Origin of the sequence: Campylobacter sp. 107 (assembly GCF_002383835.1) — a bacterium.
Classification (GTDB): Bacteria; Campylobacterota; Campylobacteria; order Campylobacterales; family Campylobacteraceae; genus Campylobacter_D; species Campylobacter_D jejuni.
Map to the genome: position 1 here is coordinate 174064 of NZ_NXBA01000081.1, position 15003 is coordinate 189066.

The 15003-nt window shown below is 30.7% G+C and carries 13 protein-coding genes; 12 read left to right on the top strand and 1 reads right to left on the bottom strand.

What is annotated here, in order from left to right; genetic code table 11:
* Window position 1 precedes the first annotated feature (1 nt).
* The 12 genes from nuoD to BGS40_RS08960 are packed head-to-tail and all read left to right on the top strand — an operon-like array spanning window position 2 to window position 14100.
* A complete protein-coding gene (gene nuoD, locus BGS40_RS08905; RefSeq protein WP_002876090.1) occupies window positions 2-1228 on the top strand; it encodes an NADH dehydrogenase (quinone) subunit D in 1227 nt (408 codons plus the stop codon).
* Window positions 1225-1461: an NADH-ubiquinone oxidoreductase subunit E family protein gene (locus BGS40_RS08910; RefSeq protein ID WP_096738635.1), complete on the top strand. Its 237-nt coding sequence runs from the start codon at window positions 1225-1227 to the stop codon at window positions 1459-1461. The genes nuoD and BGS40_RS08910 overlap by 4 nt, the downstream gene beginning before the upstream one ends.
* Window positions 1451-2143, top strand: coding sequence for a hypothetical protein (locus BGS40_RS08915; protein ID WP_002851266.1), 693 nt, complete (start codon window positions 1451-1453; stop codon window positions 2141-2143). Before BGS40_RS08910 ends, BGS40_RS08915 begins: the two co-directional genes overlap by 11 nt.
* Complete coding sequence (locus tag BGS40_RS08920) at window positions 2140-4602, top strand: NADH-quinone oxidoreductase subunit G (RefSeq protein WP_052857969.1); 2463 nt, start codon at window positions 2140-2142, stop codon at window positions 4600-4602. Before BGS40_RS08915 ends, BGS40_RS08920 begins: the two co-directional genes overlap by 4 nt.
* Entirely contained in the window at window positions 4595-5593 is a 999-nt protein-coding gene (nuoH, locus tag BGS40_RS08925) for an NADH-quinone oxidoreductase subunit NuoH (RefSeq protein WP_002866861.1), read from the top strand. Before BGS40_RS08920 ends, nuoH begins: the two co-directional genes overlap by 8 nt.
* Before the next feature lie 9 nt (window positions 5594-5602).
* Window positions 5603-6244, top strand: a complete 642-nt coding sequence (gene nuoI / locus BGS40_RS08930) for an NADH-quinone oxidoreductase subunit NuoI (RefSeq protein ID WP_052782041.1) — start codon at window positions 5603-5605, stop codon at window positions 6242-6244.
* The gene (locus tag BGS40_RS08935) at window positions 6241-6759 is read left to right on the top strand and encodes an NADH-quinone oxidoreductase subunit J (RefSeq protein ID WP_052782040.1); all 519 of its coding nucleotides are present in this window, start codon (window positions 6241-6243) and stop codon (window positions 6757-6759) included. The genes nuoI and BGS40_RS08935 overlap by 4 nt, the downstream gene beginning before the upstream one ends.
* Window positions 6756-7052 (top strand): NADH-quinone oxidoreductase subunit NuoK, encoded by a 297-nt coding sequence (gene nuoK / locus BGS40_RS08940; RefSeq protein ID WP_002851490.1) that lies wholly within the window; start codon window positions 6756-6758, stop codon window positions 7050-7052. Before BGS40_RS08935 ends, nuoK begins: the two co-directional genes overlap by 4 nt.
* A gap of 1 nt (window position 7053) precedes the next feature.
* Window positions 7054-8844, top strand: a complete 1791-nt coding sequence (gene nuoL, locus BGS40_RS08945) for an NADH-quinone oxidoreductase subunit L (RefSeq protein ID WP_096738636.1) — start codon at window positions 7054-7056, stop codon at window positions 8842-8844.
* Between the two features lies 1 nt (window position 8845).
* Window positions 8846-10333: an NADH-quinone oxidoreductase subunit M gene (locus BGS40_RS08950; protein ID WP_096738637.1), complete on the top strand. Its 1488-nt coding sequence runs from the start codon at window positions 8846-8848 to the stop codon at window positions 10331-10333.
* On the top strand, window positions 10323-11711 hold the full coding sequence (locus BGS40_RS08955; protein ID WP_096738638.1) for an NADH-quinone oxidoreductase subunit N: 1389 nt from the start codon (window positions 10323-10325) through the stop codon (window positions 11709-11711). The genes BGS40_RS08950 and BGS40_RS08955 overlap by 11 nt, the downstream gene beginning before the upstream one ends.
* 22 nt (window positions 11712-11733) lie before the next feature.
* The gene (locus BGS40_RS08960) at window positions 11734-14100 is read left to right on the top strand and encodes a DUF7494 domain-containing protein (RefSeq protein WP_087691723.1); all 2367 of its coding nucleotides are present in this window, start codon (window positions 11734-11736) and stop codon (window positions 14098-14100) included.
* 42 nt (window positions 14101-14142) lie between these two features.
* Here BGS40_RS08960 and BGS40_RS08965 read toward each other — a convergent pair.
* Window positions 14143-15003: methyl-accepting chemotaxis protein (locus tag BGS40_RS08965; RefSeq protein ID WP_257841732.1), on the bottom strand; the 861-nt coding region annotated here is incomplete at its 5' end.

A 15003-nucleotide genomic window follows, 5' to 3' on the forward strand; every position in this document is an offset into this window, starting at 1 on the left:
AATGCAAATTCCTAGCAAGTTAAAACCTTATTATGAAAATATAGCTTTTGAGCAAGAAGACTCAAAAATGATTATCAACTTAGGCCCTCAACATCCTTCAGCGCATGGAAATTTGCGTCTTATTTTAGAACTCGATGGAGAGCAAGTTGTAAAAGCGCGTCCTTGTATAGGTTATATGCATCGTGGTATGGAAAAAATGGCTGAAAATATGATTTATCAAGAATTTATTCCTACTACTGATAGAATGGACTATATTGCTGCTTCAGCGAATAATTATGCTTATTGTGCAGCGGTTGAAAAGCTTTGTGGTTTAGAGATTCCACGCCGTGCCGCAGTGATACGCATGATACTTTTAGAATTAAACCGTATCACATCGCATTTGCTTTGGCTTGCTACTCATGCGCTTGATATTGGTGCGATGAGTGTATTTTTATACTGTTTTAGAGAACGAGAGTATGTTTTGGATTTGATAGAAAAGTATTGCGGTGCAAGGCTTACGCATTCTTCTATGAGAATAGGCGGGGTTATGCTTGATTTACCTGAGAATTATTTAGAAGAAATGCTTGCATTTTGCGATAAATTTCCAAATGATTTAAAAGATTATGAAGATCTTTTAGATGATAATAGAATTTGGCGTTTAAGAACTGAAAATGTAGGTGTGGTTACTAAAGAACAAGCCTTAAATTGGGGTTGTACGGGTGTGATGTTAAGAGGAAGTGGCATAAAATACGATATACGCAAAGAAGAGCCTTATTTGCTTTATAATGAAGTTGAATTTGGTGTGCCTTATGCTACGCAAGGGGATTCTTATGCAAGATATAAAGTTTATATGCAAGAATTTCGTGAAAGTTTGAAAATCCTTAGACAATGTGCCATGCTTTATAAAGATACTCCGCCTGAAATTTTAGCTATGCATCCTGAGTATGTAAGTGCTTCAAAGGAACAAATTTTAACGCAGAATTATTCTTTAATGCAGCATTTTGTTTTAATCACTCAAGGTTTAAAACCCCCTAAAGGCGAAGTTTATGTGCCTACTGAAAGTCCAAAAGGTGAGCTTGGCTTTTTTATCCATAGTGATGGTACAGGAAGACCTTATCGTTTAAAGGCTAGAACGCCTAGTTATTGGCATTGTGCGTTTTTTGAAGAAATGCTTGTAGGTACTTATTTAGCTGATGTTGTAGCCATTATGGGTAATGTAAATATAGTTTTAGGTGAGATAGATCGATGAGAAGGGTAGATTTAAGAAAAAGCAAAGAGCTTTTTGAAGATTTAGCACAAATCATAAAAGAAGCAAAACAAGGTGAGGTTTTAGTGGTGCTTTTTGAAATCGGCGATTTTTCTCCTGTTGAAAAAAGTTTTTCTTTTGTAAAAGAACAAGGCTGTGAGCTTTTAAATTCTTTGAAATTTAATCAAGTCGATTGGACTATTGTTATAAAAAAGGAGAGAGAGTATGATTTATGATAATGCTCTTTGTTTTTTAGATATGCCAAGCCTTAAAAACAAAAATTTATGTGAAAAAATAGGTGTAAATAGCATTAATATTTCTTGTTTGGAAGATAAAAACTTAAAAGCTAAATTTTACAAATGCGAAATTGCAAGTTTGAGTTTTGTTTTGGCCTTGCTTTGTAAATTAAGCGATGAAGGACAATTTTGCGATTTAGATGAGGGATATTTAAGTGCTGAATCTTGTTTTGGAGAGGAAGAAGCAGGCGAAGTGCTTGCTTTTTTAAAAGAGGTTAAGTATTTAATTATAGATAAAAATATCCATTCTTATAAAGATAGTGAAAATATCAAATATTTTTTGAATTTCCTAAGTGTAAAATATGGATTAAAGATTTTAGATAGCGATGAAGAAGAATGCGATTTTAAAAAGGCAAAATTAAACACCCTAAAAGAACTCGATAATTATGACGGGTTAGTGCTTTTTAGAGCAAATTTGCAAGATAAAAATTTACATTGTTCAAAGCAATTTTTACAAATTGCAAAATGCAAAGATCAAAGTGAAGTTGAAATTTTAGCTAAAGATTTTAGTTTTAAAACTAAGCTTTGTTTAGATGAAAATTTACAAGGCACCATAGCTTTTTTAAATTATGAAAATAATGGTTTTGATTTTACTCCAATTCGTATAAAGGAAGCAAAATGACAGTTAAGATTAATGGTATAGATTGCGCCTTTGAAGAAGGCGAATATATCTTAAATATAGCAAGAAGAAATGATATTTTTATCCCAGCGATTTGCTATCTTTCAGGCTGTAGTCCTACTTTGGCTTGTCGTATGTGTATGGTTGAAGCTGATGGTAAAAAGGTATATTCTTGCAATACTAAAGCAAAAGAGGGTATGGTTGTAGAAAGTGATTTGCAAAATCTTTGGGATGAAAGAAATGAGATCATGCAAGCTTATTGCATCAATCATCCTTTAGAATGTGGAGTTTGTGATAAATCAGGCGAGTGTGAATTGCAAAATTTCACTCATAAAAGTCGTGTAAATGTTCAAAAATATTGGATTAAAGACACGCATAAACCGCATAAACATTGGGGAATGATTAATTACGATCCCGCACTTTGCATAGTGTGTGAGCGTTGTATTACAGTTTGTAAGGATAAAATCGGCGAAAGTGCTTTAAAGACTGTTCCTCGTGGCGGAGATAGTGTGGATAATAGCTTTAAAGAGAGCATGGGAAAAGATGCTTATGCGATTTGGACTAAATTTCAAAAAAGTTTGATAGGCCCTGCAAATGGTGATACGCTTGATTGTTCATTTTGTGGAGAATGTACAAGCGTGTGTCCAACAGGAGCTTTGATAGGTTCGAAATTTCAATACACTTCAAATATTTGGGAACTTAAAAGAATCCCTGCTTCAAATCCACATTCAAGCGATTGTGAGTTGATGTATTATGATATTAAGCAAAGTGGTATTAGCAATCAAAAAGAAAAAATTTATCGTGTGAGTAATGATTTTGCCTTTGCAAGTTTAAATAAGGCTGCAAGATTTGCTTTTGATACGCAAAATGAGGCGGATAAAGATGAAAAAGCCTTTAAAGAACTTGTGGAACTTTTTGAGAAAAATGAAATTAAAAACATTAAATTTAATAGTTTTATTACCAATGAAGAAGCTTTGATTTTACAAAATTTAAAAAAGAAATTTAATCTTTCTTTAATCAATGAAGAAGCTTTGAAATTTAAAGAATTTTTACAAGAATTTATCGCTAATTCTGGTGAGTTTTATAGTGCTAATACTCAAGATATAACAAAAAGTGATTTTTTGGTTGTGGCTGGAATGCTTTTAAGATATGATGCTCCAACGCTTAGCTATAAAATCAATAATGCTTTAGTGATGAATAAAGGCTCAGGGCTTTATTTTCATCCTATGGAAGATATGGGTATAGCAAAATATTCTAAAAATTTTATTTCACATATTCATAAAAGTGGTGATGAAGAGCAAATTTTATATTTTTTACTTCAAAAATTTAGCCAAGATGAAGGTATCAAAACTCATTTAGCAGAGTTTTTTGTTAGTGAAAATAAAGAAATAGAAGAAAGTATCAACGAAGAAGTTGTAGAACAAGTCATAGAAAAAGATGAAGAAGGCAATGAAATTCAAAAAGAAGTAAAAAAAGTCGTGCCTAAGAAAGTGAAAAAAATCATAGAAGTACAACGCTCTGTTTTTGCTAAAAATTTAGGCATAGATGAAGATAAATTAGAAGATTTATTGCTTAAAAAAGCAAATTTTACTCTTGTTATAGGGAGTGATTTTTATTTTCATAAAAATGCGAAAAAACTTGCTAAATTACTTGCTTTGATCCAAAATACCACTCCTTTTAAAGTCTTTTTAAATCCTACGCATACTAATACCTTAGGTGTGGCTATGATTTGTGATTTGGATAAAAACGCACAAGAAGGCAAGACTTTAGGCTACAATGAAAAAGGTGATTTTAGTTTTTCTTATGAAGAGCATGCAAATTTAGCTAGTGCGAGTTTAAATCAGCAAGAAGGAACTTTTTTAAATTATGATAAAAGAGTGGTACCAACTAACGCTGCTTTAGAATTTAAGGGATATTTTTTAAATGATTTGGCTAATGCTTTAGGTTTTGATGAGGAATATACTATAAATTATACTAAGAGACTCCCTATAAATAAAGGTTTTTCTCCGATTGATTTTGATCATTTAGACAATTTTTATACCAATGCAGGCGATTGTAAAAGGGGATATGAGCTTAATTTAGAATGTTTCAAACAAGTTGCTAAAAAAGAATTCATCTCTCCAAATTTTGAAAATTTAAGCCTAAAAGAAGATGAAATTTTGCTTTATAGTGCTAATCCTAGCTATCAATTTGGTAGATTTTCAAATCGTGCTAGTGCGATTAATGAGGTGATTTTTTTAGGTGTAAGTGAAAATTTAGCTAAAGAGAAAAATTTAAAAGATAAAGATCTTGTAAAACTTAAAATAAAAGATAAAGAATTAAGCCTTAGCGTGCGTGTGGATAAGGATATAAAAAATGGAGCTTTCTTGCCGTATTTTGATGAAAAACTTGATACGCTAAGTTTGTTTGATGAAAGATTTGTTGTGGCGAATTTAGAAAAATTAGGAGCAAACCATGAGTGATTTTGCTTTTTTTGCTTTAGAGGCTTTGATTAAATGTATTATTATCATTGCAATATTTGCGAGTTTAGCAGGTCTTGCAACTTATGCTGAAAGAAAGGTTTTAGCTTATTTTCAAAGACGCATAGGACCTGATATGGTAGGGCCTTTTGGGCTTATTCAACTTGTAGCTGATATGATAAAACTTTTTACTAAAGAAGATATAATCCCTTCAAATTCGCAAAAATTTATTTTTGCTATAGCACCTTTGATTTCTGCTATTTGTGCTTTTGTTTCTTTAGCAGCTATTCCTATGCTACCTGAATTTACTTTATTTGGAAGGGTGATTCAGCCTATAGTGGCAGATATCAATGTAGCTTTGCTTTTTGTCATCGGTACTTCAGGGCTTTGCTTTTATGCGGTGTTTTTGGGTGGACTTGCAAGCAATAATAAATGGTCGATTTTAGGGGCTGCAAGAGGGCTTGTAGCGATTATTTCCTATGAAAGCGTAGGAGCTTTAGCTTTGATTGCTATTGTAATGCTTGTAGGTTCTTTTTCTTTGGTGGATATTAACAATTATCAAAGCGATGGATTTTTTTCTTGGCTTATTTTTAAACAGCCTTTGGCTTTTGTGCTTTTTATAATTGCTTTATTTATAGAGACTAATAGAACTCCGCTTTGTTTGACGGAAAATGATGCTGAAATTGTAGCGGGTTATGGAACGGAGTATTCGGGTTTAAGATGGGGTATGTTTTTTATAGGTGAATATGCTTCTATGATAGCTGGAGCTATTTTGGTAACTCTTTTGTTTTTAGGGGGTTTTAATAGCTTTTGGATTATTCCTGGTTGGATTATGATGATAGTAAAATCAAGTTTTATTTTCTTTTGGTATTTTTGGGCAAGAGCTGCTTTTCCGCAATTGCGTCCAGATCAAGTGATGAAAATGTGCTATTTGATCTTAATCCCTTTAGCGGTTTTAAACCTTTTAATCACTGCTTTGGCAGTTCTTTTATAGGAGTTTGATATGAAAAATTATTACTTAGTGGATGAAAAAAGAAAAACTCCTGTTAGCACTTGGGAGAAAATTTCACAAGCTTTGCGTAGAAGCGTTAAACTAGAGCTTTTTGTAGGGCTTTTTGTGATGATGAGAGAATTGCTTAAGAGAAATAATAGCGCTACGATTAAATATCCTTTTGAAAAGGTAAAGCTTGACAATCGTTACCGTGCTGTTCATCGTTTGATGCGTTTTATAGAAAGCGAAAATGAAAGATGTATAGGTTGTGGGCTTTGCGAAAAAATTTGCATTAGTAATTGTATCAGAATGGAAACTTCTTTAGATGAAAATGGGCGTAAAAAAGTAGGAAATTATAGTATTAATTTAGGGCGTTGTATTTATTGTGGTTTTTGTGCTGAGGTTTGCCCTGAACTTGCTATAGTGCATGGCACAGAGTATGAAAATGCAGCCGAGCAAAGGTCTTATTTTGGCTATAAGCAAGATTTTTTAACTCCTATTGATAAGCTTAAAAATCAAGTTGAATTTGAAGGAGCAGGAAGTCTTAGAAAGGATGCAAATTTGTGGGTTAAAAAAACGCCAAATTATTATGATGTGATGATTGAAAGAGCCTTAGAAAATCAAAACACACAAGAGCAAGGAGAAAATAAATGATAGAAAATTTGGCTTTTGTATTTTTTAGTGTAGTGGTTTTAGGCTTTTTTGCTATTGCGGTTTTAAGTAAAAATATGCTTTATTCTCTTTCTGCTTTAGCGGGTGGAATGGTGTTTTTATCGGGATTTTATTTTTTACTTGATGCAGAGTTTTTAGGCGTGATACAAATTATTGTTTATAGTGGAGCTGTACTTGGACTTTATAGTTTTGCGATGATGTTTTTTGATGCTTCTAAAGAATTTAAAGAACAACTTAAAGCTAAAAAAAGTTTTTTTACTTTGGTGGTTTTAAGTGCAATTTTACTTTTGGCCATGCTTATAGGTTTTAAATACCAAAATATCAGTACGGATTTGCCTTTAAATGATCCTGCTTTGTTTGATTTTAATAAACAACTGGCTTTAGCGATTTTTTCAAAATATCTTTTAGCTTTTGAGTTTATAGCTATTTTGCTTTTGATCGCTTTAGTTTGTGCTATCACTCTTACTCATAAAGAGCTTACAAAGGAAAAACAATGATAGAAAAGTATTTTTTCGTTGCTATTTTAATGTTTGTCATAGGGCTTGTAGGGATTTTAAAAAGACAAAATCTCATTATGCTTTTTATTTCGAGTGAAATTTTATTAAATAGTGCTAATTTAGCTTTAGTAGCAGCTTCTAAAATGCACAATGATTTAAATGGACAGGTTTTTGCGCTTTTTATCATGGGTGTAGCGGCTTGTGAAGTAGCTGTTGGTGTAGCTTTGTGTGTGCTTTGGTATAGAAGAAAAGGCACTTTGGAATTAAAAAGCTTAAAAGAAGTGGAGGCTTAGTATGCAAAATTTGGCTTTGATTTCTCTTTTTAGTCCTTTTATGGCTTTTTTGTTTGCAAGTTGTTTTGCTTTGAGTGAGAAAAAACAATTTGTAGGGATATTTTGTTCACTTCTAGTAGCTTTGAGTACTTTTTGTTCTTTGTATTTGCTTTTTTGCAATGAAGCTTTTAATGTGAGTTTGTTTGAATGGTTTGCTGGAGTAAATTTTGGTTTTGATATAGATGCTATTTCACTTACTATGATGAGTGTTGTAGGTATTGTAGCTACTTGTGTGCATTTTTATAGTATTTTTTATATGGCTCATGATGAAGGTTTTAATAAATTTTTTGCTTATTTGGGGCTTTTTGTCTTTTCTATGCTTTTTTTAGTCATGAGTGATAATTTTTTAGGACTTTTCGTAGGTTGGGAAGGCGTTGGGCTTTGCTCTTGGTTGCTCATAGGTTTTTGGTATAAAAATGATACTTATTCTTTTGCGGCTAATGAAGCTTTTATTATGAATCGTATTGCGGATTTGGGTATGCTTTTAGGAATTTTTTGGCTTTATTTGCAAGCAGGAACTTTAAAATATGATGAAGTTTTTTCCATGGCACAAAGCCTAGATCACAATGCTTTGATCTTAATCGCAACTTGTTTATTTATAGGGGCTATGGGAAAATCTGCACAATTTCCTTTTCACACTTGGCTTGCTGATGCTATGGCAGGGCCAACTCCTGTTTCTGCATTAATCCATGCAGCAACCATGGTAACAGCGGGGGTTTATTTGGTAATTCGTGCAAGTACGCTTTATGATTTAGTTCCTGAGGTTTCTTATATTATTGCTTTACTTGGAGCTTTTGTAGCGATTTTTGCAGCCTCTATGGCTTTGGTGGCTAGGGATTTAAAACGCATTATTGCTTACTCTACCTTATCGCAACTTGGATATATGTTTGTGGCTGCAGGACTTGGGGCTTATGGTATAGCTTTATTTCACTTAGCTACACATGCTTTTTTTAAATCTTTACTTTTTTTAGGTGCTGGAAATGTAATGCATGCTATGAATGATAAATTAGACATTAAAAAAATGGGTGGACTTTTTAAACCTTTAAAATTTACCGCTATTTTGATGTGTATAGGATCTTTAGCTTTAGCAGGAATTTATCCTTTTGCAGGATTTTTCTCTAAAGATTTGATTTTAGGATATTCTTTCATTTCTTTTCATCATGGTATTTTTTTAGTGCTTTTAATCGCAGCTTTTTTAACAGCATTTTATAGCTTTAGACTTTTAATGTTGGTATTTTTTACCCCTGCAAGACATGATGAGCATCCACATGAAGCAAGTAAAATCGCACTTTTGGCTATGAGTCCTTTGATGGTTTTAGCTATTATTGCAGGATTTTTTGAACATAGTTTTTTTGAATATTTAAGCACAAAATTAGTTTTTATTGATGCGCAAAATCAAATTGTAATGATTTGTGCGAGTGCGGCAGCTATTTTGGGTGTAATTTTGGCTATTTTTGCTTATAAAAATTCTTGGTTTAAAGAAAGTATTGAAGAAAATAAAATTCACAAACTTTTAAGTAATGATTATTTTATTCCTCAATTCTATCATCAATTTATCGTTTCAAAATATGAAAGCTTATGTACGATTTTAAAACATTGTGATCTTTATATTTTTGACAGAATAGTTGAAAAAATTGCTTTGTATTCTCAAAATATTTCACAAAAAATGATTATGCCAAACAGCTTAAACTTAATGCTTAGATTTTTGGTGGCAGCTTTTGTGATTTTGTTGATTTTGGTATGGATGGTGTAAAATGCTAAATTATTTGATATTTTTTCCTTTAATTTCTGCTTTTGTGGTTTTGCTTTTAAATCGTGGGGGTGTTAAGGTTTTTAGCGTTGTTGTAAGTTTTATGATTTTGGCTTTAAATTTGGATATTTTTGCGGATTTTTTACAAGGGGCAAGCTTTGATTATAATCTCTCTTTTAAAATTTTGAAATTTTTTAGCTTTCACGTAGGAGTAGACAGTATCTCACTTGTATTGATGCTTTTAAGTTCTTTGATGATATTTTTAAGCTTTTTATTTTTAAAGCTGGAACAAAAAGCACTTGTATCTTGTATATTCTTTTTAGAATTTGCTATTATGGGACTTTTTAGTGCAAAAGATGGTTTGTTGTTTTATGTTTTTTGGGAATTTTCTCTTTTGCCTTTGCTTTATATTATGGGAGTTTATGGTAAAGATTTTAGAGCAGGGGTGAAATTTTTTATCTATGCTTTTGCGGGTTCAATTTTAATGCTTGTAGCATTGATTTATCAAGCTTATTTAAATTATCAGCTTTTAAATATCTTCACTTTTGACTTGGAAATTTGGAAAAATAATGCCTCAGCAGTAAATTTTACAGAGCAACTTTTACTTTTTGGAGCATTTTTTATCGCTTTTGCTATCAAAGCTCCTTTATTTCCACTTCATACTTGGGCACCTAAGGTTTATGCAAATTCGCCTGTACTTGTTTCTGTAATGCTTGTAGTTTTTAAAATGGCTCCTTTTGGATTTTTACTTTTTTGTTTACCACTTTTTCCAGATGCGAGTGTGTATTTTATGCCTTTAATTGTAGCTTTATGTATAGTAAGTATCGTTTATAATGCTTTAATTGCTTATAGAGCAGAAAATATTAAAGAATTGATTGCTTATAGTTCTATTTCACATCTTGGTGTGATGATTTTGGGAATTTTTTCTTTAAATGCTTTGGGTATTAGTGGTGCGGTTTTTTATATGTTTGCACATGGTATTGTAACGGGAGCTTTATTTTTAATGGTTGAACTTTTATACCAAAGATATCATACTTATGATATTTCTTTTTACCATTCTTTAGCCAAAAAAGCACCTTTATTTTCAATTTTCTTTATGCTCATTTTACTTGCGAGTGTTTCTTTGCCTTTAACTGTTTCTTTTGTGGGAGAGTTTTTAATTCTTTTAGGTATAGCAAAGATTAATTTATTTTACGCTTTGTTGGCAGGTTTGGTGATTATTTTAGGAGCGATTTATATGTTCGCAGTATTTAGAAAAATATTTTTCATGCAAAAACAAAGCTTTATAGAGGGTTTTTCTTTACGCTTTAGAGAAATAGTAGCGCTTGTGTGCATTGTAGTAATGATTTTTGGACTAGGGCTTATGCCAAATATACTTTTAAAGCCGATACAAAAAGATGTGGATAATCTTATAAAAACAATGAATATTAGGGCTGTTGAGCAAAATACTTTAGATTTTTTATCTAAAATAGGAGAGGCAAATGTTAAATAATTTTTTAAATTTAGAACTTTTAAATATAAGCTTATCTTATCCATTTTTATTTTTAATTACAACTGCAATAGTTCTTTTGCTTTGCTCTGGTTTTTGGAAATTTCATCGATCGTTTTATATCGGCATAAGTTCTTTGTCTTTGATTGTAAGTGCTTTTTTGATTTTAAATAATGCAAATGCTCAAGGTTTAGATGCAAAAGCTTTTTTAGCTACTTTGAATAATGATATTGTTTCATTTTATGCTTCTTTGGTAATTTTGTGTTTTTCATTTTTATATCTTTTAATGCAAAAAGAAGAAAATCAAGGTGAATTTTATGCTTTATTTTTATTTATGATTGCATCTTTGCTTTTGATGGTTTCAAGCTCAAATTTAGTACTTATTTTTATAGGACTTGAAAGTTCTTCTTTGGCGCTTTATACTTTAATAGCAATGCGTGGAAGTGATAATGCTATTTCAAGTGCGATAAAATACTTTAGTATAGCGGCTGTAGGAGCTGGGTTTTTTGTTATGGCTGTAGCTTTTATTTATTTAAAAACAGGAACTTTAGATTTATCTGCTAATTTAGCGTTAAAAAATGAGTTTCAAAAAGATCCCATGCTTTTGGGTGCTGGAGTGATGATTTTTGTTCTTTGTGCAATCAAGCTTTCTTTGGCACCTTTTCATTTTTGGCTTAAAGATGTGTATTATGCAGCACATACAAATTTGGTTGCTTTTATTTCAGTTGTGCCAAAAGTTGCCATGTTGGTTGTGGTTATTCGTTTGTTTGATTTTTTAAATAATACAGGTTTTGAATATATCATAATAGTTCTAGCGATTTTTTCTATGCTTATAGGCGCTTTTGCAGCTCTAAGTCAAAACAATATCAAAAAAATGTTTGCTTATAGTTCTGTAGTGCATTCTTCTTTGGTTTTGATAGCTTGCATTCCTTTATTAAAAGAACAAAATTTTGATGGAATTTTGCTTGCTATTTTTGGATATTGGACTTTATTTGCTTTTGCAAATTATGTTGTATTTATGATTTTAAGCAATTATGAGAATAATTCTTATGAGAGTTTAAATGGGCTTTTGGTTAAAAAACCTTTAATTGCTTTTTGTTTAAGCATTAGTGTGCTTTCTTTAGCAGGTATCCCGCCTTTTGGAGTATTTTGGGGTAAATTTATGATTTTAAATACAGCAATTTTAAATGGATATTGGTATTTGGCGCTTTTTGTGGCTTTATCTTCTGTTATTATGCTTTATGCGTATTTAAAGATTTTAATTCATGCTTTATTTATGAAAAATGATAGGGTTCATAATATTAAGTTTAGTTTTATGCAAAATTTTATTTTAGCTTTTTGTGTTTGTGTAAGCACTTTTGCTATATTGTTAATGTTATAAGAGTTTTGCTATAATTATTTTTATGAGAATATTATTTTTAATTTTATTAAGTTTTTTAAATGCTTTTGCTTTTGAGCTTGTTTTAAACACTGGGCGCGAAAATAATCAAGCTTTTGCAGTTTTACATGCGAGTAATGATTTAGAATTTACATGTCAAAAATTTATTACCGAAGCAAAAGTTCATTTTGAATGTGATATTGCAGGTATGGTTGATAATAAATTAAAAGATCAGAGTTTTTCTGCTTTTGATTTAAAATTTATACAAGAAGCTCAAAAAATTAAAATGATCATTTTACCAAAAATACAAGCAAGAATGTTTGACACTTCTCAAAATATTTATATAGATAAAGAACTCAGTTCATCAAGTTCGCATAAAAGTAAGGCTTTTACTTTTATTTTTACACCAGAACTAGTACGCGTTAAAGACTATGATGGACTTGATTTTAATATCAATTTTCCACATGAGAGCTTGCCTTATGTTGGAGCTTTAGATTTAAATTCTGATCCTGTTGTCATTCCTCAAAGTGCAGATATCAATACTTACTTACGCATCAAAAAAGAATACGATAAGGCTAATTACAATCAAGTGGTGATTGATGCACAAAATGCTATCAATAGATATCGTGGCAGTATTTTTACTAGTGAATTTATACTATATAAATTAAGAGCTCAAAATAAACTTTACACCCAAGATCCAAGCATGCGTGATCAACAAATTTTAGAAAAGATGATTGATGACGCTAAAAATTGGACGCGTACTTTTACAAGTGATAAAAATTTTTCAGAAGTTTTACATATAATGTTAAGAACTTATATTGCTTTAGCTCAGCGTGCTGATGTAGAATATACAATGTCGATTTTGGATAATGAACAACCTAATAATTATTTTACTCAGTTATCAAAACTTGATTATGCAGACTATATTTATAATTTAAATGAAAAAGAAAAAGCTGTAAATATTTATGAAAACACTTATTTTAATACAAAAAATTTAGATTTAGCTGCAAGAGCAGCTATGAGTTTGGCAAAGAATTTGCTTTTAAATGAGCAGGTAAATAAAGCTATAGAGTATATTAATACCATTTTAAAAGCCAATCCTGAATATTTTGGAAAAGATATTCCAAGATCTTTAGAACTTGCTAAATTATTTAATCAAAAAGGACAATTTGATATAAGTGCAAGTATTTATGAAGATGCCTTTGCTAAAATGTCCAAACTTGATCCAAGTTATGAAGAAACTTTAAAAGATTTAGCCTTGGTTTTATCACATACTAACAGATCTAGTGATGCTAAAAAATACCTTGATTTGTATATGGATGATTTTTTAGATGGTAAGTATTTAGATGAAATTAAAAAAGCAAGTGATGAGGTATTCTTTGCTTTAGGTGATAATAATGCAAGCTTTTTGCATCAGCGTTATACAGATTTAATGAAGCAATATGCAAATAAAGATGAGAATATTGCAAATAAAGCTTTAGATGAAGATGTTGCACTTTATTATAAAGAGGGAAATTTTAGTGCTATTTTAGCTTATAAAGATCTTATAGAAAGTAAAAAAATTCCAAATGCTACTCAATTTTTAGAGAAAGCAGCCATTAATGATTTAAAAAATGCCATAAAAGCTGATAATTGTATCAATGCTGCAAATATTTTTATGCGTTTTAGTGCTTATGATATAGGTCAGAAAATTGAGAATAAAAAACAAATGTTAGCTTGTCTTATCAGAACTTCTAATGTTGAACAAGCACTTGATTATATAGATAAAAATTATAATGAAGATTCTATATTTTATGGTCTTCAAAAAGCATCTATTCTTTTTGACAATAAACAATATCCTCAGGTGATTAAAATTTCTAAAGACATAGCTAATTCTAGAATTTTAAAAAGTGATGATGAGAATTTTAAGGCTTATTATTTGCAATTTTTATCTTTATTGCGTTTAAATGACTATAATCAAGCCATTAAAATTTTGCAAATTTTAGAAAGTTTTCCAATGAATTTTAGTATGGTGGAAGCTTATGATGCTTTACTTTCTTACGCTAATGATCATAATATGCAAACAACTATTTTAACTTACGCACCTAAGGCCATTGACTATCAAAATTTTAAAGGTATAAATCTTTTTAGTCCTAATTTAGAATTTATGTATCTTGATGCTTTGACTAAAATTAATAAAAATGAAGAAAGTTTAGCTGTTTTAACAGATTTACTTAAATTAAAACTTTCAGATGAAGATAGAGCAAGAGCTTTATATATCCAAGCCTTAACTTATGAAAGAATGCAAAATGTACAAGCTGAAAAAGAAAGTTTAAAACAATGTCTTGAAATCAAAAGTGCTTCAAATTGGCAGAATTTATGTAAGAGTAAAAATCAAATTTTAAATCAATAAGTAAATTTAGAGATAACTAGCTTTTTGGCTAGTTATCTAAGGTTAAAACCTTTTCTTCTTAACATCTTCTAAGATATTATTAGCTATATTACTTACTGTACTAGAAATAATAGCTGATTCATTAGCAATTTCAACATTATCTTTAGTAGTTTGATCAATTTGAGCTACACTATCATTGATTTGAGTGATACCTGCAGTTTGTTCTTTAATACTTTCTGCCATATCATTGATAGATTGAACAAGTAAATTAGTATTAGCTTCAATTTCTGATAAAGACTTTTGAGTTCTTTCAGCTAACTTTCTAACTTCATCAGCTACCACTGCAAAGCCTCTACCATGTTCTCCAGCACGAGCTGCTTCAATAGCTGCATTTAAAGCTAAAAGATTGATTTGATCTGCAATATCACCTATAATACCTGTAACATTTTTAATCTCTTCAGATTGAGTGATAACATCACTAGTTTTAACTGAAACATTTTGCATAGAAGAAGTGATCTCTTCTAAAGCTGCTGCAGTTTCTTCTAAAGATTGAGCTTGAGAATTTGAAGAAGTGGTTAAGCTTTGAACAGCAGTTTGTAATTTTCCACTTTCATTAGCTAAAGCATTAGCAAAGTCTGAACTTTGTTTTAGCATTTTAACTATTTCATCACCTAAAGCATTAGTAGTTAATTCTACACTACCGCTAGCATTTTCTAATTTATTTCTAAAGTCTAAGCTTTTGTATTCTTCAAAAATTTTATGAATAGCATTCATATCAGAACCTACTCTAGCTTGTAAAACATCTAATAGTCTATTTAAGACATTTTTTAATTCTATTAACTGAGGATTTCTAGGATTAGCAGTAATTCTTGCTGTTAGATTACCATTTTCTACAACTGATACGGTTTGAACTGATTCTTTAAC